Source organism: Naasia sp., from assembly GCF_025465545.1.
In the GTDB taxonomy this organism is placed as follows: domain Bacteria; phylum Actinomycetota; class Actinomycetes; order Actinomycetales; family Microbacteriaceae; genus Naasia.
Genome location: NZ_JAODMK010000023.1, coordinates 17,692 through 38,909, shown reverse-complemented (window position 1 = coordinate 38,909; position 21,218 = coordinate 17,692). Strand labels below are relative to the sequence as shown.

The following is a 21,218-nucleotide window of genomic DNA, read 5'->3' as shown; positions in this document are numbered from 1 at the left end:
CGGGGGCCCGGAGGCGGGCGGGTCCGGCTGGCGCTTCCGATGTGGAAGAGTCGAGCGGTGGCGAAATACGTGCTCTGGGACGTCGACGGAACCCTGCTCCTCAACGGTCCCCGGGCCGGCAGCCTCTACGACGAGGCGATCGAGCAGATCGCCGGCATCTCTCCCTCGGGTCCCAGACCGGCCGAGCACGGCAAGGTCGACGGGCAGATCATCGCCGAGCGCCTCGCGGAGCACGGGCTCTCCCCCGACCTGCACCACGCCGTCGCGGACCGGCTCGATGATCTCTCCGTTGAGCGGCACACGGGGGCGGACCGCCGCCAGCTCGCCCCCGGCGTGCACGAGGCGCTGGACGCCGTGCTCGCGGCGGGCTGGACGAACTGCCTGCTCACCGGCAACTCACCGCGGCGGGCCCGGGTGAAGCTCGAGGGCGCCGGTCTCGACCCGGCCCTGTTCGACTGGGAGCGGTCGTTCTTCGGCGATCAGGCGCGCGCCCGCAGCGAGCTCACCACTGCGGCGAGCGCCGCACTCCACGGCAGTCCGCGGGTGATCGTCGGGGACACCCCCAGCGACGATGCGGCGGCCGCCGCTGTCGGCATCCCGTTCCTGGCGGTCGCGACCGGGGTGTTCCCGGCCCGCGAACTCGAGCGGACGGGCGCCGTATTCGTGATGCCGGACCTCGTCACCGGTCTGCCGGACCTCCTGGCCTACCTGCGGCAGGCCTAGCGTCAGCCGTTCGGGGACCGGGTGGGGTGCAGCGCGGTGAGGAACCGCCGCGCGTAGCGCTTCTGAGTCGCCCGCAGCAGAGTGGTGGTCAGCCTGAAGCGCCCACTGCTCGGCGCCGAGATGGAGCGGATGGTCAGCCAGACGGAGCCGTCCTGCTCCCGCTCGACGTACTGCAGCTGCTCGGCCTTCGACGGGTGCCCGTGCCGGGTGCCGTAGGCGAAGCCGACCCGGTCCGGCTCGTCGATCGTGTAGACCACCTTCACCGGAGCCCGCACCTTGAACGGCCCGATGGGGAAGATCATGACCGCTGTCATCCCCGCGGAGACATAGGGGGTGCCATCGGGGGCGAAGAGGTCCTCGGCCGGCGGGTCCGCCGGACCGACCGGACGGCCGCTGCCGTCGAACTCGATGCCCTTGTAGGTGAGGTCCGCCGCCTCTCGGGAGATGTCCACCACGGGGATGCCGCTGTTGCGGTGCACGCCCCAGGTCATCAGGGTTCGCGAGGCGATCTCGAACCGGGTCGCGCCGCTGCCGATCCGGTGACTCTGCTGGAACGTGCGGAAGCCCTTCGGCGGGAACAGCACCACGTCGGGGTTCTGGGTGGCGCCGATCGACGCGTAGTTGAGGGAGGAGTCGGCGCCGAACGACGAGGAACGGCGAGGTCCCGTCACTCGGCGCCCTCCTGAGGGAGCTTCGCGGCCGCGAGGGCGGCGACGGAGCGCGACGGCGGCGTGCGGTGCATCCCTCGACGTTAGCTGGTCTCCCCCTGACAGCGCCGTGACGGGCTGGCGATCAACCCGGGGATCTCCCTCTAGCCTCGCCCCTATGGACGCGACTTTCCGGGCGGAGCTGTTCGAGTGGCGCGGGCCTGCGCCGTTCTACTGGCTCACGCTCCCGGACGACCTGCGCGACCAGGTTCGGGCCGATGCGCCGGTCACCACCTATGGCTGGGGTGCGATCCCCGTGCGCGCGCGCATCGGTGCCACGGAGTGGGAGACGTCTCTGCTGCCGAGGAACGGCGGCTATGTGCTTCCGGTGAAGAAGATCGTTCGAGACCGGGAGCGGGTCGGCGAGGGCGATGTCGTGGCTGTCGCGATGACGGTCGCCCCACGCCATGGTCGGGCGGCGAACGGCGACGGCCGGACTCTCTGACTCCGACCACGCTTCTCGCCCCACTCGCATCTGGGCCGAATGCAGGACCGCTACTTCTTCTTCGCCTCGGTGTCGCCGGAGAGCGCGGCGATGAACGCCTCCTGGGGCACTTCCACGCGGCCGACCATCTTCATGCGCTTCTTGCCCTCCTTCTGCTTCTCGAGCAGCTTGCGCTTGCGCGTGATGTCGCCGCCGTAGCACTTGGCGAGCACGTCCTTGCGCATGGCGCTGATGCTCTCGCGGGCGATGATGCGCGCACCGATGGCGGCCTGGATGGGCACCTCGAACTGCTGGCGCGGGATCAGCTTCTTCAGGCGCTCGGTCATCAGCACGCCGTAGGCGTAGGCCTTCTCGCGGTGCACGATCGCGCTGAAGGCGTCGACCTGCTCGCTCTGCAGCAGGATGTCGACCTTCACGAGGTCCGCCTCCTGGTCGCCCATCGGCTCGTAGTCCATGGAGGCGTAGCCCTGGGTGCGGCTCTTCAGGTGGTCGAAGAAGTCGAAGACGATCTCGCCGAGCGGCATCGAGTAGCGCAGCTCGACCCGGTCCTCGCTGAGATAGTCCATGCCGAGCAGCGTGCCCCGGCGGCCCTGGCAGAGCTCCATGATGGTGCCCACGTAGTCCTTGGGGGCCAGGATGGCGGTCTTCACGACCGGCTCACGGACGCTGGCGATCTTGCCGGTCGGGAATTCGCTCGGGTTGGTGACGGTGACGACCTTCTTGTCGTCGGTGTGCACCTCGTAGATCACGCTCGGCGCGGTCGTGATGATGTCGAGGCCGAACTCGCGCTCCAGCCGCTCGGTGATGATCTCCAGATGCAGCAGGCCGAGGAAGCCGCAGCGGAAGCCGAAGCCGAGGGCCACCGAGGTCTCGGGCTCGTAGACGAGCGCCGCATCCGACAGCTTGAGCTTGTCGAGGGCTTCGCGCAGGTCGGGATAGTCGGCACCGTCGATCGGATAGAGACCCGAGAAGACCATGGGCTTCGGCTCGGTGTAGCCGGCGAGCGCGACCTTCGCAGGCTTCTCCGCGCTGGTGACGGTGTCGCCGACCTTCGAGAGGCGCACGTCCTTGACGCCCGTGATGAGGTAGCCGACCTCGCCCACTCCGAGCCCGTTGGTGGGCGAGGGCTCCGGAGAGGAGACGCCGATCTCGAGCACCTCGTGCGCGGACCGGGTGGACATCATCTGGATGCGCTCGCGAGGCCTGAGCGAGCCGTCGATCATCCGCACGTAGGTGATCACGCCGCGGTAGCTGTCATAGACGGAGTCGAAGATCATCGCGCGCGCGGGAGCGTCGGCGTCGCCGGTGGGCGCGGGGATCTTCTGGACCACGCGGTCGAGCAGCTCCTCGACTCCGACGCCGGTCTTGCCGGAGACGCGCAGCACGTCGTCCGGCGAGCCGCCGATCAGATTCGCCAGCTCCTTGGCGTACTTCTCCGGCTCGGCCGCGGGGAGGTCGATCTTGTTGAGCACCGGGATGATCGACAGGTCGTTGTCGAGCGCCAGGTAGAGGTTGGCGAGCGTCTGGGCCTCGATGCCCTGAGCGGCATCGACGAGGAGGATCGCCCCTTCGCAGGCGGCGAGCGAGCGGGACACCTCGTAGGTGAAGTCGACGTGGCCGGGCGTGTCGATCATGTTGAGCGCGAAGGTCTCCCCCGCGTAGGCCCACGGCATCCGGACCGCCTGGCTCTTGATGGTGATTCCGCGCTCGCGCTCGATGTCCATGCGGTCGAGGTACTGCGCGCGCATGTCCCGGTCGGAGACGACGCCCGTGATCTGCAGCATGCGATCCGCGAGCGTCGACTTGCCGTGGTCGATGTGGGCGATGATGCAGAAGTTGCGGAGCGCCCCCGGCGGAGTGGCCGCAGGCGGATGCGAGTCGAATGCGCGGGGAGCCATGTCGGTTCAGTTTCCCATGCATCTCGTGCCGCTGCGTCGCCGGCGGGCCGCGCACCTCGCGGACGCTCCCGTACACTGCCCCGCATGCCGGTCCCCGACTTCATCCTCGCCCTCCGCGCCAAGGTCGGGACAGACCCGCTCTGGCTCGTCGGAGTCAGCGCGATCGTGCTCGACGGCGACCGGGTGCTGCTCGCTCAGCGGGCCGATACTGGCCGCTGGTCGACGGTCTCCGGGATCGTCGAGCCGGGCGAGCATCCGGCGGCCACCGCCGTGCGGGAGGTGTTGGAGGAGACCGGCGTCACCGCGGCGGTGGAGCGCCTCGCGGCGGTATCGGTCACCCGGCCGATCACCTATCCGAACGGCGACCGGACCCAGTTCACCGACCTCACCTTCCGCTGCCGCTACCTGGGCGGAGACGCCCGCGTCGCCGACGACGAGTCGCTCGCCGTGGCGTGGTTCCCGGTCGGTGCCCTGCCCGAGCTCGACGACGGCTCACGCAGGCGGATCGCCCGCGCGCTGTCGGACGATCCGGCGGCGGCGCTGGACCTCGAGGAGCTCTGAGGCGCGACGCCGAGCGCGCCTCCAGACGCCGAGTGCGCCCCGTGTCCGACCCGCGCTCGGCGTCACCGGGCGCACTCGGCGGGGGACGGCTCGGCGTCAGGGAGTCGGGGCTGGCAGGCGGCGGAGGCCTTCGAGCAGCACCTCGCGGGAGGCGGCCGCGCAGATCCGGATCCAGCCCTCCCCGCTCCGGCCGAACGCCGACCCGGGAGCGACCGACACCCGCTGTGTGAGAAGGAAGGACTCCGCCCAGGCGGCAACGTCACCGTCGCTCGCGTGCGAGACGTCGATCCACAGGTAGAACGCGCCGGTGGGCGGCAGATAGCGGATGCCCCGCTCGTCGAGGAGCGCCGTGGCCGCGTCGAGGTTGCCGCGGTAGTGCTCCGCCGCGACCTCGACGTGGCTCTGGTCGCCCTGGATCGCGGCGATCGCGGCGCGCTGGGCGGGGGTGTTGACGCAGGAGACGATCGCCTCCTGGTAGGTGCGCAGCACGGCCGCGAACGCGGGTGGCGTCACCAGGTAGCCGACCCGCGCGCCGGTCAGGGCGTAGGTCTTCGACACGGAGAACACGCTGAAGACGCGGTCGTGCCGGTCGAGGGCTGCGACACTCGTGTGCGTCCGACCGTAGGTGAACGACTCGTACACCTCGTCGCTGATCACCCACAGGTCGTGCCGGGTGGCGAAGTCGAGCAGTGTTGCGAGCACCTCGCGGGGGAACACGGCACCGAGCGGGTTGGACGGCGAGTTGATCATGAGCACGCGGGTGCGGTCGGTGACGAGACGCTCCAGCTCGTCGACGTCCGGCAGGAAGCCGCGCTCCACGGCCAGCACGTAGGGAACCGGCTCGGCGTGCAGCATCCGCGCGTTCATCGGGAAGGTCGTGTAGCCCGGGTCGGGCAGCAGGATCTCGTCGCCCGGCGCGAGGGTGAGGCTCATCGCCAGATGAAGGGCCTGGGTGGCGCCGGTCGTGGCCCAGATGCGCTCGAGGTCCACGTCGATGCCGTTGCGCTCCCGGAGCTTCTCGCGCACTGCCTGCCGGAACTCCGGGAGGCCCCCGTTGCCGGTGTAGTTCGTGTCATCGGCGAGCCAGGCGGCACTGCCGGCGGCCAGCACGTGCGGGGCGACCGCCACGTCCGGCTCCCCGATCGCGAGGCCCAGCACGTCGTCGAGCTGGACCGCGATCTCGTGGATGCGCCGGATTCCCGAGGGCGGAACGGAGGCGACCTGCGAGGCGAGAGAAGGCATCGCCCGTCAGCGTAGTCTCGCGGGATGGGCCCCTCGATCGTGCTCGTGCACGGAATCCGGACCTCGGCGACCATGTGGCGCGCGCAGGTCGACGCACTCGACGCGGCCGGCATTCCGAATCGCGCGGTGGACCTTCCCGGGCATGGCACGCGGCTCGGCGAGCGCTTCACTCTGGCAGGCGCGCTGGATGTCATCGATGAGGCGGTCGACGCGCTGGCCGGCCCGGTGCTCGTGTGCGGACTCTCGCTCGGCGGCTACCTGGGGCTGCACTGGGCGGCGGAGCGGGGCGCGGGCCGCATCGCCGGGATGGTGGCGGCCGCCTGCGGAACGACCCCTCGCGGTGCCGCCCTGGCGGGCTACCGCGGGATCGCCGCCGCGATCGGGCGGCTGCCGGATCGCGGAGCCGCCATCAACCAGTTCATGATCGACCGGTTCATCCCGATCCCCGGTCGCGAGGACGTGGTACGGGGCGGGGTCGCCCTCGATGTGATGGGCGACGGCCTGCGGGCGATGGCTGGGGTGCGACCGATCGAGGCGATCGGCCGGATCCGGGTGCCGCTCCTGCTCGTCAACGGGCAGTTCGACCATTTCCGGCTCGAGGAGCGTCGCTATCTACGCGCCGCGAAGGCCCGGCCGGGCATGCCCGAATCGTGGTCGGACCTGCTCGTGGTTCCGGGCGCATCGCATCTGGTGAGCCTGACCCGGCCGGACGAGTTCAGCCGGATCCTGCTCGGCATAGCGGCCGGCTTCTCCAGCGCCACCTGACCAGCGTCCGACGGTCCCGGCCGCTGGCGGTGAGGCCCCGCGTTTGGTAATGTCTTCTGTTGGCTTACGCGCCCATCGGCGGCGTGACGGCCGGCGGCTCCCGCGACGTGCGCGATGCGAATCCGCGGGCCCATCACCGGCTCTCCCCATTTCGAACAAGCAGAAGGTAACTCGTGGCAAACATCAAGTCGCAGCTCAAGCGCATCGGCACCAACAAGAAGGCGCACGACCGCAACAAGGCCGTCAAGAGCGAGCTCCGCACGGCGATCCGCGCCGCGCGCGCCGCCGCCACCATCGGCGACAAGGACAAGGCCCTCGCCGCGCTGACCCTCGCCACCAAGAAGCTGGACAAGGCGGCCTCGAAGGGCGTCATCCACAAGAACCAGGCCGCTAACCGCAAGTCGGCGATCGCCAAACAGGTCGCCGCGCTCTGAGCGTCGCTCCCGATCTTCAGAAGGCCCCGCTCCGGCGGGGCCTTCTGCATTTCTGCCGCGCCGCCGGAGATCGGTCGGCAGGAAGTCGGCGGGCCGCGTCCCGAAGTCGGCGGCGCGCGGGACACCGGTCCGTCATGCTTCGGACGTGACCGATGTGCTGCCTGCCACCGATGCCGTGACCCACTTCCGCACCCGCCTCCTGCACGAAACCGACCCGAGCGACGTCGCAGCGGCGCTGGCGACCGGCACCCCCGGGTTCGCCCTGATCGACAGCCGCGGCGCCGCGGCCTGGGCGCAGGGGCGCATCCCCGGCGCGGTGCACCTGCCGACCGCTCGCATCGCCCTCGAGGCGGCCGCGGCGCTGCCGGAGGGGTCTGCGGTCGTCGTCTACTGCTGGGGCCCCGGCTGCAACGGCGCCACCAAGGCGGCCCTGGCCCTCGCCGAGCTCGGCTACCCGGTCCGCGAGATGATCGGCGGCTTCGAATACTGGGCAAGGGAGGGCCTGGAGGTGGAGACCGACGCCGGTCTCGCCCGCCGCACCCCGGACCCCCTGACGAGCCCGTCCACCGTCCCGGCCTGCGACTGCTGAGAAACCCGATTACGTCGCCAGTCGATTCCGGGGCTCGCTAGCGACTGCGCAGCGAGGGGGCGGCGATGGGGATGCCGCGGTCTGGCGGGCGTTCACGGGCACGGCGTCCCCATCGCCGCCCCCTCGCGTCCCCGAGAACTACCGAGAGCCCCGAGAAGCGATCCCCACGACCATGCGCTCCAGCGCATACAGCGGGTCCCGGGCGGCGCCCTTGATGCGCTCGTCGGTGTCGGCGAGGAGCTCGAAGCAGGCGCCGAGGCCCTGTTCCGTCCAGCCTTCCACGTCGCGGCGGGCGCGGTCGACCTGCCACGGCGCCAGCCCCAGCTGGGAGGCGAGCTGCGCGGAGGAGCCGCGGGAGCCGAAGACCTTGGCCATGGTGCGCAGCTTCGACGCGAACGCGGCGACCATGGGAACGGGATCGGCTCCGCCGGTGAGGGCGTGGCGCAGGAGGGCGAGAGCCTCGCCGTGCCGGCCGGCGATGGCGGCGTCGGCGACCTTGAACGCGTTGGTCTCGATCCTGCCGCCGTAGTACTTGTCGACGACGTTCTCGGTGATCTCGTCGCTCGCGTCCGAGATGAGCTGGGCGCAGGCCGCCGCAAGCTCCGCGAGGTCATCGCCGAACGCGGCCAGGACGGCGCGGAGGGCGCCCGGCGTGATGCGCCGGCCCGCCCCTCGGAACTCGGCGACCGCGAAGTCGTGCTTGTCGGAGTCCCGCTTGAGTTCCGGGCAGGCGATCTCGATGGCTCCGCCGGTGCCGGCCCGGATGGCGTCGAGCAGCTTCTTGCCGCGCACCCCTCCCGCGTGCCGAAGCACGATGTAGGCGTCGTCGGCGGGCGCGTCGAGGTAGGAGATCGCCTCGTTCAGGAAGTCGTCGCTGCACTTCTCGACGGCCGTGACGCGGATCATCCGCGGCTCCCCGAAGAGCGACGGGCTGGCGAGGGTGATCAGCTCGCCGCGGGCATAGTCGGACGCGTCCAGGTCGGTCACTTCGAGACTCGGGTCCTCGGTGCTGAGGATGTCGCGGAGTCGGCGCGTGGCGCGGTCGGCGAGGAAGCCCTCGGTTCCGGACACGAGGATGACCGGCGCGGGCCGGATCTCGTTCCAGCCGAGCGCGGGGCGCGCGGGGGTGCGCGATCCTCGGGGAGCTGCCACTTGTTCACTCTAATTCCCGCCTCCGACCGCCGCGGGCGGTGCGCGCTCGGACCACACCAGCAGCCCGGCCGGGCCGGCGGCCACGAGCAGCGTTCCCTGCAGGTCGGTGCGGGCGACCCGCGTGCCGACGAAGGCGAGCAGCCGAAGGGCCTCCTCGGTGGGGTGGCCGTAGTCGTTGCCGGCTCCGACGGAGATGAGGCCGAGGCGGGCACGCAGCCGCTCGTACAGGGCGGCGCGCTGGTCGGCGGAGCCGTGGTGGGCCACTTTGACGACGTCGACCGGGCCGACGGATCCGGTGGCCAGGAGCCGCCGCTGCCCGTCCTCGCCCAGGTCCCCGAGGTAGAGGGAGCGGATCCCGTCCCCCTCGAAGCGGAGCACCACGCTGGCGTCGTTCCCGGGCTCGACCCGCGCATCCCGCCGCGGCCAGAGCACGGTCCAGGAGAGCCGGCCGAGTGTCCCCGTGTCGCCGGCTCGCGCATCGATCACCTGAGCCCCGCCCGCGGCGAGCCCGGTGACGAGGCGATCCGCGTCCGGTCCGTCCGAGAGCCCGGGAAGGAGCCGATCGGCCCGTCCTCGCAGCGCGAGGGCGGCGCCCACGTGGTCACGGTCGAAGTGGGTGAGCACGAGGAGGTCCACCCGGCCGATGGAGAGCCGGTCGAGACACCGGAGGAGCGCCTCCTCGTCGTCGCCGGTATCGATGAGGGCGACCTGCCCATCGCTGCGCACGAGGCTCGCGTCGCCCTGGCCGACGTCGCACGAGGCGAGCTGCCAGTCCGGGCTGCGGGCCCGCGCGATGACGGCGCCGCCGGCGAGGCCGCCGGTCACGACGAGCAGGACCGCCACCGTCGACGCGAGCAGCCCGCGCCTGTCGACGAGCAGCGCGATCGCCGCCGTTCCGACGAGTGCGGCGAACAGCACCGCGCCGATCCCGCCCTCCAGCCAGGGCAGGCGTCCGGCCGGGAGCTCGGCGAAGAAGCGCGCGACGGCCGCGATCCAGGCGGACGGCGCCCAGGCGAGCCACACGAGCGCCGCGCCGAGCGGCGGCAGGACCGGAAGCAGCAGGCAGGCGGCCAGGCCGAGCAGCGTCGCGACCGGGGCGGCCGGCTCTGCCAGGAGGTTCGCCGGCACGGCGTAGACGGGCACGCCGGGGTTGAGGAGCAGGAGCACGGGCTGGCAGGCCAGTTGCGCCGCCGTCGGCACGGCGATGGCGGCGGCAACCTGCCGGGGCAGCCAGGCGGCGAGCAGTTCCGCGAGCGGACGCGCGAGGACGAGCAGACCGGCCGTGGCGAGTGCGGACAGCGCGAAGCCGTAGCTGCGGGAGAGCCAGGGGTCGAAGGCGAGCAGCACGAGCACGGCGAGGCACAGGGTGGGGAGGCCGCCGCCCGGCCGGCCGCGGGCGAGGGCGACGAGAACCAGGAGGGCCATCGTGGTGGCGCGCAGCACGCTCGGCTGCGGCGTCACGAGCACGGTGAACGCGAGCAGGGCTGCGCCGGCGAGCACGATGCGCGCGCCCCTCGGCACCCCCGCAGCCGCCCCGCCGAGCATGACGACCGCGACCACGACGACGCAGTTCGCCCCTGACACGGCGGTGAGGTGGCTCAGCGAGCTCGACCTCATGGCGTCGTTGAGGTCCTCCCCCACCCCGCTGTCGTCGCCGATCGAGAGTCCGGGCAGGAGCACGCCGCCGTCGCCCGGGAGAGTCGAGGCCGCCGCGCTCAGCCCACTGCGCAGAGCGGCCGTCGCCGCCAGGATGCCGGAGGGTGGCGCGACCAGAGTCGGATTTCCGCGGAGGAACACGAGGTAGGCGACGTCGTCACCCGGTTCCGTGGGCTGCAGCGTCCCACGCCCCGAGATCCGCGCCCCGGGTCCCGCCGTCAAGGCACCGCCCGACGCGATGTCGCCGAACACCAGGACGGGCACGGAGCTGCTGACCCGGGTGCCGCTCCTGTCGAAGGAGCGCAGCGTGCCCGGAACGAGGAGCCGCGGGGGCCCGGCGGCGAGCGAGGAGGAGTGCGCGATGCCCTGAAGCTCGACCTCGAGCGCGCCGGGATGGCCGGCGAACGCCGTGAGCTCGGCGGGCGAGCGGACGGGGGCAGCCGCGGCGACCGCGACCGCGAGGACGCCGACCCCCACCGTGGCAAGGGCGACGCCGGCGAGGGCTCGGCCGAGCCGGCCGGGACTGCGCCCCGCGAGGAGCAGGACGATGACGGTCAGCAGGCCCGTGCACGCCGCGACCGGCCAGGCGAACTCGGGTGCGCCGATCAGCAGGGCGGCGGCGACCCAAGCGGCAGCGGCCGCGGGAGCGAGCCGCGCGTCGGCGGTCATGGCAGCACCAGATCGCGGATGCCGTCGACCGTCTTCTCGCCGATCCCGCTCACCTCGAGGAGGTCATCGGCGGAGGCGAACGGCCCGTTCTGCTGGCGCCACTGGACGATCCGCTCCGCGATGGCCGGACCGATGCGCGGGAGGGCGTCGAGCTCCTCCGCCGTCGCCGAGTTCAGGTCGATACGACCCCCCTCCCCTCCCCCGGCCTCGACGGCAGGCGCCTCGCCGATCGCCGGGACCCGCACCTGCTCTCCATCGGCCACCAGCCGCGCCAGGTTGACCCCCGCCTGGTCCGCCTCCTCGGTGAACCCCCCGGCCGCGGCCACGACGTCGACCACACGGGCGCCCTGAGACACCGGGTACAGGCCGGGCCGCCGAACCGCTCCCAGCACATGCACGAGCATCACCACGTCCGTCCGCGGTGCCGCTGCCCCCGTCCAGGAGGGGAGCGGCACTGCAGGCAGCACGGTTGTCGTGCCGGCCGAGGAGATCGCGGAGACGAGGACGGCGACCGCGGCTCCCGCGAGCACGAGCACAATGACGGCCCCGGCGCGGACCCGGCGCGAGAGGCGGCCGCCCTCTCCCGCGAGACGCGTCAGAGCACTTCCGCCGCCCTCCATGCCCGAACCGTAGGCCGGGCCGCGGGCAGAGGCGACCCTCGATGGGTCGATCGCGGAAGCCGACCGGGAATCGCTCCTTGGGGAGGAGGGCCGATGCAAGGTAGACCGATCTGTCTGGCTGCACGCGGGCGACGGGGGTAGCCTGGAAGGACGCAGGCGGAACCGACGGCGAACCGCGAACGCGGACCCGGAAGACCGCCTCGCCCGAGGTCCCCGGAGGGATCGGGGGAGACGGCGATGGCCATGACGCTTCACTCCTCGTCCCCGACGGTCCGTGGACGCCGCCGCGCCCTGTCCCGGCACCGACGCTCCCGCTCGGTCCGGCTTCCTTCCGGCTGGTCGGGCTTCCTGCACCTCGGCGTCCCCGGTCTCCTGCTCGTGCTGATCGGGGCCGGCGCGACCGCCGGATTCGTGCTCGCCCCGGACCATCCGGGGCCCCTCCCGGCGCCCCTGACGCTCGTCGCCGTCCTCCTCGCGATCCCGCTCGTCTTCGCCGTGGCACTCCAGGTGGGGCTCAGCCCCCTCGCCGCCGTCGTCGCCGCCGCCCTCGCGGTGCTCGCTCCGCCCGCGGTGCGCGCGTCATCGGTCGGGGTGCCGGAACACCTCGCCCTCCTCGGGCTGCTGGCCGCCGTGGTGCTGCTCGGTTTCGCCGGCGGCCGATGGGGCGCGATTCCGCTGGCTGCGCTCGGCGTCGGGATCGCCGCCGCGCTCGCCCCGATCGCCCTGGCCGCCGTGCCGTTCCTCGCCTGGCAGGCGAGACGCGTGCTCCGGCGCAGCCAGCGGACCTTCATGCTGCCCGTCGCGGGCGCCCTGCTGTTCGCCACGGTCGCGGTCGGCTGGGCGATCCTCGGGCTCGATGCGTCGGCCCAACCGGTGCACGGCACCGCGACCATCGGCACCTGGTTCGCGAGCAACCCGGTGGGCACCCTCCTCGGGGCGGCGGCGCTGGTGTTCGGACTGCTGACGCCGTCGCTGCGCCCGCTCGGCGGCCTCGCGGTCACCCTCCTCGTCTTGAGCATCTGGCCCGACGGTGACGAGGTCACCCGGTACACGGTGCTGCTCGCGCCCACCTTCGCGCTCCTCGTCGGTGCGGCGGTCGATCGGGCGGTCGCCGCCCTCGGTCGCGCGGAGCTGGTGCCTCGCCTGATCGGCATCGCGGCGGCGTCCGTGGTGGCCCTCGCACTCGCCACAGGGGTGACGGCGTCCGTGCTGGAGGTGCGGGAGCGGGCTGTCGCAGCGGATCGGTCGCCCACAGATCCCAGCTCTGCGACCCCCGGGACGTCCGGGAGCGCATCGCCGGCGGCGGCGCCACTGACGACGACTCCCGGGGAACGCGCGTCGCGGGCCTCCGCCGGGAGCCAGCTCGCGCGCAATCCCCGACTGACCCTTTCGGCAGACGCGAAGCACCTGCTCGAGGAGGGGTCGGTGGATCGGCGCATCTCCGTGGTGCTCGGTCAGCTGCTGTCCGAGCACGACCTGACGGTCGCCGACTTCCCGGCAGGCGACCCCCGGGACGCGTTCCGACGCCGGGTCCTGGTCTCGGAGATGGACGGGGAGCAGCTCGCCCCCGGCGGCGCCCCGATGACCACCCTCAGCACCTACCTGTCCGGCCTCGCCGGCACGTTCGCCGTCGAATCCGTCACCGTGGACGCGCACGGCGTCCTCGCCACCTTCCCCGTCACCGATCCCGGCCGGGCCGGGAACTGATCCTCCAGGAGCGCGTCATGCTGCACCGATCCAGAACCGTCCGCCTGGGCCTGCTCGCGGCCGTCGCCGCCGGCATCGCCCTCGTTCCGATGTCCCCCGCAACCGCTGCGAGCCCCGGCTACATCCGCGTCGGCCACCTCTCCCCCGACACGGCCGCGGCGGACATCACCCTGAGCGCCCTGGCCGGCGGCCAGGTGCTCTACTCCCTCACGGGCGTGGGGTACGGCGGAGTGTCCAAGTACATGACGCTCGATCCCGGAACCTACGCGCTCGCCATGGCGCCATCAGAGGACGGCAGCAACACACCCCTCGTGAACGCCGAGGTGGAGGTCGTCGCGGGCGGCGCCGAGACGATCGCGGCGATCGGCCCGAACGCCTCGATCCGCCTCACGACGATCTCCGACGACCTCAGCGCCCCGGCCGACGACAATGCCCGCGTCCGCGCCGTGCAGGCGTCGACCACCTCGGACACGGTGAGTGTCGCGACGGCGGACGGCACGACCCTCCTCGATGCGGCGGCCTTCGGTGAGGTGGGCGACTACACCGACGTCACGCCGGGATCGACCGACCTCACGCTGACCGGCGACGACGGCGACGCGTCTGCGAGCGTGGATCTCGAGGGTGGGGCGTCCCAGACCGTGTTCGTGCTCGACAACGCCGACGGCAAGCTCACCGCTCTGGCCGTGATCGACAGCGCGAGCGTCACCGAGACCCCGGTCGGTGGAGTCGCGACCGGCGGCGGAGCACTCGCCTCGTCCGTCCAGACCGGCATGCAGCTCGCCGCAGTCGGCACCGTCGTCGGCGTCATGCTCCTCGGCGGCGTGCTCGCCCTCGCGCTCCGCTCCCGCCGCCTCAGCCCTCGCCGCCACCGCGCCTGATCCGATGAGCCGCCACCCCGCGCTCTCCTCCCCCGGACGCCACCGCGCCCGGCGGGGGCCGGTGGGGACGGCCGTTCGGGTGCTCGCCCACTCGCCCGTACTCGCGGCGGGCGTGCTGGTGACGGTCGCCGTCACCGCAGCGGCCTTCGACACGACCTGGCAGCCGGTGGTCGGTGCTTCCGCGCTCGAGTTCCGGCTCGCCGCACTCTCCGCTCCGGCGGCTCCCCCCGCCCCCGCGATGGTCTCGTCCGGGGTGGGAGCGGCCGCAGGGCTTCAGGACCCCCTGCCCCTCGACTCCGGCGCGCCCGCCGCCGGCGTCCGGCCCACCCGACTCGTGATCCCCGCAATCGACGTGGACGTCGACCTCGTCTCGCTCCAGCGGGACACAGCGGGAGTGCTGCTGCCCCCCGCGGACCTCGACAGCGCCGGCTGGTACACCGCCAGCGCGGTTCCCGGCGCGGTGGGACCCGCCGTGCTCGCCGGGCACGTGGACGACACCGAGACGGCCGGCGTCTTCTCCCGGCTGCACGAGCTCCAGCCGGGCGACGCCATCGCCGTTGCACTGTCGGACGGCTCGTTCCGGGAGTACCGGGCGGACCGCGCGATCGACGTGGCCAAGGAGGACTTCCCCACGGAGCAGGTCTACGGCCCGACGCCCAATTCGCAGCTGCGTCTGATCACCTGCAACGGCCCCTACGACTACGGCGTGATGCACTACAGCAACAACCTCGTGGTCTTCGCCGAGCCGGTCGACTGAGCCCTTCGACGAACCGCGTTTCGCTGACCTGCCCAGTTCTGTCGCAACTTGGTGGTGAGTTGCGGCAGAAGTGGGCAGGTCAGCGTGGGCTAGGCCCGGGTCGCGATGTTCACCACACGAGGAGCACGGACGATCACGTTGACGATCTCGCGGGTGCCGATCGCGCGCTGCACTCCCGCGTCCGCGCGGGCGAGCTGCTCGAGCTCCTCGGCAGCGACGCGCGGGGACACGGTGAGGCGCCCGCGGACCTTGCCGTCCACCTGAAGCACCGCGGTCACCGTCTCCTCGACGAGCAGTGTCGGGTCGGCCTTGCGCCACCCGTACAGGGCGACGGACGGCGGGTAGCCGAGCACCTCCCACATCTCCTCCGCGGTGTAGGGAGCGAAGAGGCTGAGCGCGAGCGCCACCGTCTCGGCGGCCTCGCGGACGGCGGCGTCCGCGGGGCCGGCGCCGCTGTCGATCGCCTTGCGGACGGCGTTCACGAGCTCCATGATCCGCGCGACGACCACGTTGAATTTGAACGCCTCGATCATGCCGGGAGCATCGGCGAGGAAGCGGTGGGTGATGCGGCGCAGCGACTCGTCGCCCGTCTTCCACACCACCTCCGGCGCGCTCGTCACGTCCTGCGCGATGCGCAGCGCCCGGTTGAGGAAGCGCAGGGACCCGCCGGGTGAGACGTCCTTCCAGTCGATGTCCTCCTCAGGCGGGCCCGCGAAGGCCATCGTGAGGCGCACGGCGTCCACGCCGTACTGGTCCAGCTGGGACGAGAGGGTGACCAGGTTGCCCTTCGACTTGCTCATGGCGGCGCCGTCCATCTGCACCATGCCTTGGTTGAGCAGGGCGCTGAACGGTTCGGTGAAGGTCACGTAGCCCATGTCGAACAGGACCTTGGTGATGAAGCGCGCGTAGAGCAGGTGCAGGATCGCGTGGGTGACGCCGCCGACGTACTGGTCGACGGGGGCCCACTTCTCGGCCTCCTTGACGTCGAACGCCTGGGTGTCGTCGTTCGGTGAGAGGAAGCGCAGGAAGTACCAGGAGCTGTCGACGAAGGTGTCCATGGTGTCGGAGTCCCGGCGGAGGGTGCGGCCGTCCGCCCCCGTGGTCGTCACCCAGTCGGTTGCGGCGGCCAGCGGGGAGACCCCCTTGGGCTTGAGGTCGAGGCCCTCGGTGGGCGGCAGCACGATCGGCAGCTGATCCTGCGGCACCGGGATCTCGGTGCCGTCCTCGTCGTAGAGGATCGGGATGGGGGTGCCCCAGAAGCGCTGACGGGAGATCAGCCAATCGCGCAGGCGGTAGTTCTTCGCCGGACGGCCGAAACCCTGCTGCTCGAGGAAGGCGGTCATCCGGGCGATGGCGGCGCTCTTGCTCAGGCCGTCGAACTGGCCCGAGTTGATCAGCCGGCCCTCGCCGGCGAGGGCGGTGCCGGTGACCGCGGGGTTCATCTCGTCGAGCTCGGGCAGGGTGCCGTCCTCGGGGATGATCCGGATGGCGCCGGTCACGGCCTGGGTGGTGTCGACGACGACCCGCACGGGCAGGTCGAAGGCGCGGGCGAAGTCGAGGTCGCGCTGGTCGTGGGCGGGGACCGCCATGATCGCGCCCTGGCCGTAGTCGCTGAGCACGTAGTCGGCGGCCCAGATGGGCAGCCGCTCACCGTTGACCGGGTTGATCGCATAGCGGCCGGTGAAGACGCCGGTCTTCTCCCGGTCGGTCGCGAGCCGTTCGATCTCGGTGCTGCGCTGGGTGCGCACCAGGTAGTCCTCGAACGCCGCCCGCACCGAGGGCTCTGCGCCCGCCACCAGGTCGGCGGCGAGGTCGGAGTCGGGCGCGACGACCATGAACGTCGCGCCGAACAGGGTGTCGGGGCGGGTGGTGTAGACGGCGATCTTCTCGTCGCGACCCTCCACGGCGAAGTCGACGTCCGCTCCCGTCGAGCGGCCGATCCAGTTGCGCTGCATGCTGAGGACCTTGGACGGCCAGGAGCCCTCGAGCTGGTTGAGGTCGTCGAGCAGCCGGTCCGCGTAGGCGGTGATGCGGAAGTACCACTGGGTGAGCTTCTTCTTGACCACGACGGCGCCCGAGCGCTCCGACGTGCCGTCGGGCAGCACCTGCTCGTTGGCCAGCACCGTCTGGTCCACCGGATCCCAGTTGACCCAGCTGTCCTTGCGATACGCCAGGCCCCGCTCGTACATCTTGAGGAACAGCCACTGGTTCCACTTGTAGTAGGACGGGTCGCTCGTGTGCAGCACGCGGTCCCAGTCGAAGGACGGCGCGTAGCGGCGCATCGACTCCCGCTGCTGGGCGATGTTGTCGTAGGTCCAGGTGACCGGATTCGCGCCGCGCTTGATCGCGGCGTTCTCGGCGGGCAGGCCGAATGAGTCCCAGCCGATCGGGTGGAGGACGTTGAAGCCCTGCTGGCGCCAGTAGCGGGCGATGACGTCGCCGAGGGCATAGGCCTCCGCGTGGCCCATGTGCAGGTCTCCCGACGGATACGGGAACATGTCGAGGACGTACTTGCGAGGACGCGTGTCGTCCGGGTTCGACGTGGCGAACGGACGCAGCTCGTCCCAGACGGAGAGCCACTTCTCTTGCAGCCGCTCGAAGGTCGGAGCCTCGGTCTCGGAACTACGGGGAGTGGATGCCACAGTGCTCTCTTCGGATCATGGCCGGGAAAGGCCATCCCCTAGATTACCGGCCTCGCCCCGGCCTTCGATCAGGGCGGCGATCAGGGGTGCGGCCTTCAGCCGGACCTCCGCCAGCTCCTCCCAGGGGTCGGACAGGGCGGTGACGCCCCCGCCGGCGCCGATCGTGGCGATGCCGTCCGTGACCACGACGCTGCGGATCGCCATGGCCAAGTCGGCGGAGCCGTTGCGGGAGAGATAGCCGAACGCGCCGGAGTACACGCCGCGCGGCGCGCCCTCGAGGGCGGCGAGGAGGGCCATGGCGCTGATCTTCGGCGCGCCGGTCATCGACCCAGCGGGGAACAGCGAGCGCACCGCATCCGCGGCGGTGAGGCCCGGCAGCAGGTCGGCCTCCACGGTGCTCACCAGCTGGTGCACCTGGGCATAGGACTCCACATCGAACAGGGCGGGTACCCGCACGCTGCCCACCCGCGCCACCCTGCTGAGGTCGTTGCGCACCAGGTCCACGATCATCAGGTTCTCGGCGCGCTCCTTCTCGCTGTCCAGCAGCTCGCCGGCCAGCTCCGCGTCCCGCGCGGCATCGGGATCACGGCGCCGGGTGCCCTTGATGGGGCGGCTCCGGACCGTGCCGTCCCTGGCCACCTCGACGAACCGCTCAGGCGACGCGCTCACCAGCTCGACGCCGTCGATCCTCAGGTAGCCGGCGGAGTGGGTGGGGCTCGCCGCGGCGAGCCGCCGGTAGGTCGCCCAGCCGTCGACCGGCACCTGCGCGGTCGCCGTGTTGGTGAGGCACAGCACGTAGGCGTCGCCGCGCACGATGGCCCGCAGGCACTCGGCGATCGCGGCGAGGTAGGCATCGTCGTCGGCGCGCCACAGCACCGGCAGCTCGGAGCGCGGCCCCGGCTCCGGCTCCGGCTCCGGCGGCGAGGAGGGCCGGGTCAGGCTTGCCGCGACCTGGTCCGCCCAGCGCGCCGTGCCGCCGAGGGCCGAGATCTCCCGGGTGCGGTGATCGAACCGGATCGCCCGGTCCACCTCGAGGAAGGTCGCCTCGCCTTCATAGCTGAGCCAGCCGGCCCAGCCGAGGTCGAAGGAAGCGTCCGTGCCGCCGCCGTCGAGGGGGACGGCGGGGAGGTCGTGCACGACGGCGTCGCCCAGCCCGATCCAGCTGATGCCGCTGCCGTCGCTCGACTCGAGGAGCACTGCATTCTCGGTGCCGACGGTGACGCCCTCGAACACGTGCTGCGGCGCCGCCCACCCGGGCAGGCGGCGAGCTCCGGGGGCCGGCATAGGCTGAATCCTATGGGCGCCGACGGTTCTCCTTCCCCGGTCCTCGGTTGGGACGGATTCGGACTGACCCCGGTCGCGGAGACCGCGCCCCCGGCGGGACCGCGCACGGCGGCGGACTCGTTCCTGGTCGAGGAGGGCCGAGTGCTCGCTGTCGACCTGCACCGCGACAGGTTCCTCGACGCGGCCGGCCGGTCGCAGGATGCGAACACGTTCTGGGCCGCTGCGGTGGACGCGCTGCCCCGGACCGGAGCCTGGTTCCCGCGATTCGAGGCCTTCGCGGGCCCATCCCGGCCGGAGTTCCGACTGCTGCTGCGTCCCTCTCCCCCGCTGTCCCGGTCGGTCGCGCTTGTCCGGGTGTCCGGAACGGAGGCGCGCCGAAGCCCGTCGGTGAAGGGCCCCGACCTCGACGCGATGCTGCGCCTGCGCGGAGAGGCGGTCCGTCTGGGGGCAGGCGACGCCGTGCTCACCACGGGCGAGGGCTATGTGATCGAGGGCGCGACGACCGCACTCGCATGGTGGCGCGGAGACGTCCTCTGCACTGCTGCGCCGGAGCTCGCGCGGGTGCCCAGCGTGACCGAGCGGGTGCTGCTCACCCTGGCTGCGGCGACCGGCACACCCACCCTCACCGAGCACGTCACCGCGAACGAGCTCGACGGCCTCGAGGTGTGGGCGCTGAACGCGCTGCACGGCATCCGGATCGTCCCCGAATGGCTGGGCGGACCGGCCCTCGCCGAGCTCCCGGGACGGCTCGACCTCTGGCGCAGGCGCCTCGCCGCGCTGCGCCGTCCGCTCCCCTGAATCGGCCGCCTCCCGGGGGCGCCATCCCCTAATGTTCGTTGCGTGAACGACCTGCTCAACGGCATCCTCAGCACGGTCGCCGGCGTCGACCCCGTGCTGCGCACGCTGCTCGCGGGCGTCGGGATGTTCCTGGAGACGTCGATCCTGGTCGGCCTCATCGTGCCAGGGGACACCGTGGTGATCGTCGCGGGCACCGCCGTGGACGGACCGCTCGGCTACTGGTCGCTGCTGGTGGCGGTGATCCTCGGGTCACTGGCGGGCGAGAGCCTCGGCTTCGCGATCGGCCGCTACTTCGGCCCGCGACTCCGGGCGAGCCGGCTCGGGAACCGCATCGGCGGCGGCCAGTGGGCCCGCGCCGAGCGCTACCTGGCACGGCGGGGCGGACCGGCCGTCTTCCTCAGCCGGTTCCTGCCGGTGCTGCACGCCCTGATTCCGCTCACGGTCGGCATGAGCCCGATGCGGTATCGGCGGTTCCTCGCGTGGACGGCGCCGGCTTGCATCCTCTGGGCGTTCGCCTATGTGACGGTGGCCGCCGCGGCCGCCGGCGGCTACCGGTCCCTCGGCGACCGGCTGCACTACGCCGGGTATCTGTTCGCCGCCGTCATCGCCCTGTTCCTGCTGCTCGCCCTGGCGGTGCGGGTGCTGCTGACTCGTTCGCAGCGTCGCCACATGGAGGGCGATGGGGACGATGCGGCCGCCCAGACCCGCGACAGCGAGCCCGAGCGGCCGATCTCCTAGGAGAGCAGTCCGTTCTCCGTCAGCCAGTCGGTGGCGATCTGGTCGGATGACTCCTGCTTGTCGACGCTCAGCACGTTGAGGGCGGTGAGGCCCTCCGGGGTGAGCGCGGCATCGATCGGATCGAGCACCGCCGCGAGCTCGTCGGCGATGTCGGCGTTCACCAGCGGCACCACGTTCGAGGCCAGGAACAGGCCCTCCGGGTCGGCGAGGGTGACGAGGCCCTGCGAGGCGATCCTGGGGTCAGCGCTGTAGACGTTGGCGATGTCGATCGTTCCCGCCACGAGGGCATCGACCGTGGTGTCGCCGGTCGCCTGGAAGTCGACCGTCACGCCGTAGACGCTGGCGAGGCCCTGGGGACCATAGGGCCGGTCTTCGAGCTCTGCGTTGCCGCCGAGAACGAGACCGTTCACTGCGGCCAGGTCCGCGATGCTGGAAGCGCTGTACTTGTCGGCGAACTCCTTGGTCACGTTGTAGGAGTCCTGGTCGGTGGCCGGCGACTGCTCCAGGACGGTGAGGCCGTCGGGCAGCGCCGTCTTCAGCTCGGCGTAGACCTCGTCGGACTTGGTCGCCGTCGTCTTGGGGTCGTAGTACTGGAGGAGGTTGCCGGTGTACTCGGGGAAGACGTCGACATCGCCCTTCTCGAGCGCGGGGAGGTACGCGTCACGCTGGCCGATCTGGAACTGGCGCTGCACCGTGTAGCCGGCGTTCTCGAGCGCCTGCGCGTAGATCTCCGCGATGATCTCGTTCGAGTAGTAGGCCTGCGAGCCGACGACGATCGTGTCGGTCGTGCCCGTGCTGGTGCTGGAGTCGGGCGTGGAGGAGGCGCCCGTCGACGATCCGCTCCCGAGCGGATCAGCTGATGCGCACCCTGACAGGGCCAATGCCGCCCCGACCACGGCTGCGCCCAGGGCGAGCCGGCCCTTGTTCCTTGCTGTGTACATGATCTTTCCTTC

At 71.8% G+C, this 21,218-nt stretch carries 20 protein-coding genes; 11 read left to right on the top strand and 9 right to left on the bottom strand.

Translation table 11 applies throughout. From position 1 onward, the window contains the following. Window positions 1-57 precede the first annotated feature (57 nt). Window positions 58-723, top strand: coding sequence for an HAD family hydrolase (locus JWR33_RS07745; RefSeq protein ID WP_297410777.1), 666 nt, complete (start codon window positions 58-60; stop codon window positions 721-723). 2 nt (window positions 724-725) lie between these two features. Here the strand turns inward: JWR33_RS07745 and JWR33_RS07740 are convergent, their stop codons facing one another. Then, the gene (locus JWR33_RS07740) at window positions 726-1,394 is read right to left on the bottom strand and encodes a DUF1990 domain-containing protein (protein WP_297410775.1); all 669 of its coding nucleotides are present in this window, start codon (window positions 1,392-1,394) and stop codon (window positions 726-728) included. 154 nt (window positions 1,395-1,548) lie between these two features. On the opposite strand from JWR33_RS07740, the gene JWR33_RS07735 reads away from it, so the two are divergent. Further along, window positions 1,549-1,875 carry a DUF1905 domain-containing protein gene (locus JWR33_RS07735; RefSeq protein ID WP_297410773.1) on the top strand — a complete coding sequence of 109 codons (327 nt, stop codon included), beginning with the start codon at window positions 1,549-1,551 and terminating at the stop codon, window positions 1,873-1,875. Between the two features lie 50 nt (window positions 1,876-1,925). Here JWR33_RS07735 and lepA read toward each other — a convergent pair whose 3' ends face one another. Then, entirely contained in the window at window positions 1,926-3,773 is a 1,848-nt protein-coding gene (gene lepA, locus JWR33_RS07730; protein ID WP_297410771.1) for a translation elongation factor 4, read from the bottom strand. Window positions 3,774-3,857: 84 nt separating this feature from the next. Here lepA and JWR33_RS07725 point away from each other — a divergent pair, with 84 nt between their 5' ends. After that, window positions 3,858-4,334 carry an NUDIX domain-containing protein gene (locus JWR33_RS07725; RefSeq protein WP_297410769.1) on the top strand — a complete coding sequence of 159 codons (477 nt, stop codon included), beginning with the start codon at window positions 3,858-3,860 and terminating at the stop codon, window positions 4,332-4,334. A gap of 96 nt (window positions 4,335-4,430) precedes the next feature. Here JWR33_RS07725 and JWR33_RS07720 read toward each other — a convergent pair whose 3' ends face one another. Further along, window positions 4,431-5,576 carry an aminotransferase class I/II-fold pyridoxal phosphate-dependent enzyme gene (locus JWR33_RS07720; protein ID WP_297410767.1) on the bottom strand — a complete coding sequence of 382 codons (1,146 nt, stop codon included), beginning with the start codon at window positions 5,574-5,576 and terminating at the stop codon, window positions 4,431-4,433. Window positions 5,577-5,600: 24 nt separating this feature from the next. On the opposite strand from JWR33_RS07720, the gene JWR33_RS07715 reads away from it, so the two are divergent. The 3 genes from JWR33_RS07715 to JWR33_RS07705 all read left to right on the top strand — a co-directional run bounded on the left by JWR33_RS07715 (window position 5,601) and on the right by JWR33_RS07705 (window position 7,364). Beyond that, a complete protein-coding gene (locus JWR33_RS07715; RefSeq protein WP_297410765.1) occupies window positions 5,601-6,341 on the top strand; it encodes an alpha/beta hydrolase in 741 nt (246 codons plus the stop codon). A 173-nt stretch (window positions 6,342-6,514) separates the two neighbouring features. Continuing rightward, window positions 6,515-6,775, top strand: coding sequence for a 30S ribosomal protein S20 (rpsT, locus tag JWR33_RS07710; protein WP_297410763.1), 261 nt, complete (start codon window positions 6,515-6,517; stop codon window positions 6,773-6,775). 145 nt (window positions 6,776-6,920) lie between these two features. Next, window positions 6,921-7,364 carry a rhodanese-like domain-containing protein gene (locus JWR33_RS07705; protein ID WP_297410761.1) on the top strand — a complete coding sequence of 148 codons (444 nt, stop codon included), beginning with the start codon at window positions 6,921-6,923 and terminating at the stop codon, window positions 7,362-7,364. 138 nt (window positions 7,365-7,502) lie between these two features. On the opposite strand, the gene holA is transcribed toward JWR33_RS07705, so the two are convergent. From holA to JWR33_RS07690, 3 genes are read right to left on the bottom strand one after another with little or no spacing between them, the layout of a single operon-like run. Beyond that, the gene (gene holA / locus JWR33_RS07700) at window positions 7,503-8,516 is read right to left on the bottom strand and encodes a DNA polymerase III subunit delta (protein WP_297410759.1); all 1,014 of its coding nucleotides are present in this window, start codon (window positions 8,514-8,516) and stop codon (window positions 7,503-7,505) included. 9 nt (window positions 8,517-8,525) lie between these two features. Next, entirely contained in the window at window positions 8,526-10,841 is a 2,316-nt protein-coding gene (locus tag JWR33_RS07695) for a ComEC/Rec2 family competence protein (protein ID WP_297410758.1), read from the bottom strand. After that, window positions 10,838-11,461 carry a ComEA family DNA-binding protein gene (locus tag JWR33_RS07690; RefSeq protein WP_297410756.1) on the bottom strand — a complete coding sequence of 208 codons (624 nt, stop codon included), beginning with the start codon at window positions 11,459-11,461 and terminating at the stop codon, window positions 10,838-10,840. Before JWR33_RS07690 ends, JWR33_RS07695 begins: the two co-directional genes overlap by 4 nt. A 237-nt stretch (window positions 11,462-11,698) precedes the next feature. Between JWR33_RS07690 and JWR33_RS07685 the strand changes: the two genes are divergently transcribed. From JWR33_RS07685 to JWR33_RS07675, 3 genes are read left to right on the top strand one after another with little or no spacing between them, the layout of a single operon-like run. After that, the gene (locus tag JWR33_RS07685; RefSeq protein WP_297410754.1) at window positions 11,699-13,168 is read left to right on the top strand and encodes a hypothetical protein; all 1,470 of its coding nucleotides are present in this window, start codon (window positions 11,699-11,701) and stop codon (window positions 13,166-13,168) included. A 17-nt stretch (window positions 13,169-13,185) separates the two neighbouring features. Further along, entirely contained in the window at window positions 13,186-14,046 is an 861-nt protein-coding gene (locus tag JWR33_RS07680) for a DUF4397 domain-containing protein (protein WP_297410752.1), read from the top strand. 4 nt (window positions 14,047-14,050) lie between these two features. After that, a complete protein-coding gene (locus JWR33_RS07675; RefSeq protein WP_297410750.1) occupies window positions 14,051-14,803 on the top strand; it encodes a class F sortase in 753 nt (250 codons plus the stop codon). A gap of 89 nt (window positions 14,804-14,892) precedes the next feature. On the opposite strand, the gene leuS is transcribed toward JWR33_RS07675, so the two are convergent. Next, window positions 14,893-17,445 carry a leucine--tRNA ligase gene (gene leuS / locus JWR33_RS07670; RefSeq protein ID WP_297410748.1) on the bottom strand — a complete coding sequence of 851 codons (2,553 nt, stop codon included), beginning with the start codon at window positions 17,443-17,445 and terminating at the stop codon, window positions 14,893-14,895. A gap of 15 nt (window positions 17,446-17,460) precedes the next feature. Then, window positions 17,461-18,729 (bottom strand): anthranilate synthase component I family protein, encoded by a 1,269-nt coding sequence (locus JWR33_RS07665; RefSeq protein ID WP_297410746.1) that lies wholly within the window; start codon window positions 18,727-18,729, stop codon window positions 17,461-17,463. Window positions 18,730-18,741: 12 nt separating this feature from the next. Between JWR33_RS07665 and JWR33_RS07660 the strand changes: the two genes are divergently transcribed. Together JWR33_RS07660 and JWR33_RS07655 are read left to right on the top strand one after the other, a co-directional pair. Further along, window positions 18,742-19,527: an aminotransferase class IV gene (locus JWR33_RS07660; protein WP_297410744.1), complete on the top strand. Its 786-nt coding sequence runs from the start codon at window positions 18,742-18,744 to the stop codon at window positions 19,525-19,527. Window positions 19,528-19,569: 42 nt separating this feature from the next. Beyond that, on the top strand, window positions 19,570-20,265 hold the full coding sequence (locus JWR33_RS07655) for a DedA family protein (protein WP_297410742.1): 696 nt from the start codon (window positions 19,570-19,572) through the stop codon (window positions 20,263-20,265). On the opposite strand, the gene JWR33_RS07650 is transcribed toward JWR33_RS07655, so the two are convergent. After that, window positions 20,262-21,206, bottom strand: a complete 945-nt coding sequence (locus JWR33_RS07650; RefSeq protein WP_297410740.1) for an ABC transporter substrate-binding protein — start codon at window positions 21,204-21,206, stop codon at window positions 20,262-20,264. The genes JWR33_RS07655 and JWR33_RS07650 overlap by 4 nt on opposite strands. Between the last annotated feature and the right edge of the window lie 12 nt (window positions 21,207-21,218).

What these genes read in the sequence shown, in the direction of transcription:
- JWR33_RS07735 (WP_297410773.1), top strand. Translation starts at nt 1,549, where the DNA reads ATGGACGCGACTTTCCGGGCGGAGCTGTTCGAGTGGCGCGGGCCTGCG.
- lepA (WP_297410771.1), bottom strand. Translation starts at nt 3,773, where the DNA reads ATGGCTCCCCGCGCATTCGACTCGCATCCGCCTGCGGCCACTCCGCCG.
- JWR33_RS07725 (WP_297410769.1), top strand. Translation starts at nt 3,858, where the DNA reads ATGCCGGTCCCCGACTTCATCCTCGCCCTCCGCGCCAAGGTCGGGACA.
- JWR33_RS07720 (WP_297410767.1), bottom strand. Translation starts at nt 5,576, where the DNA reads ATGCCTTCTCTCGCCTCGCAGGTCGCCTCCGTTCCGCCCTCGGGAATC.
- JWR33_RS07715 (WP_297410765.1), top strand. Translation starts at nt 5,601, where the DNA reads ATGGGCCCCTCGATCGTGCTCGTGCACGGAATCCGGACCTCGGCGACC.
- JWR33_RS07695 (WP_297410758.1), bottom strand. Translation starts at nt 10,841, where the DNA reads ATGACCGCCGACGCGCGGCTCGCTCCCGCGGCCGCTGCCGCTTGGGTC.
- JWR33_RS07690 (WP_297410756.1), bottom strand. Translation starts at nt 11,461, where the DNA reads ATGGAGGGCGGCGGAAGTGCTCTGACGCGTCTCGCGGGAGAGGGCGGC.
- JWR33_RS07685 (WP_297410754.1), top strand. Translation starts at nt 11,699, where the DNA reads ATGGCCATGACGCTTCACTCCTCGTCCCCGACGGTCCGTGGACGCCGC.
- JWR33_RS07680 (WP_297410752.1), top strand. Translation starts at nt 13,186, where the DNA reads ATGCTGCACCGATCCAGAACCGTCCGCCTGGGCCTGCTCGCGGCCGTC.
- JWR33_RS07675 (WP_297410750.1), top strand. Translation starts at nt 14,051, where the DNA reads ATGAGCCGCCACCCCGCGCTCTCCTCCCCCGGACGCCACCGCGCCCGG.
- JWR33_RS07665 (WP_297410746.1), bottom strand. Translation starts at nt 18,729, where the DNA reads ATGCCGGCCCCCGGAGCTCGCCGCCTGCCCGGGTGGGCGGCGCCGCAG.
- JWR33_RS07660 (WP_297410744.1), top strand. Translation starts at nt 18,742, where the DNA reads ATGGGCGCCGACGGTTCTCCTTCCCCGGTCCTCGGTTGGGACGGATTC.
- JWR33_RS07650 (WP_297410740.1), bottom strand. Translation starts at nt 21,206, where the DNA reads ATGTACACAGCAAGGAACAAGGGCCGGCTCGCCCTGGGCGCAGCCGTG.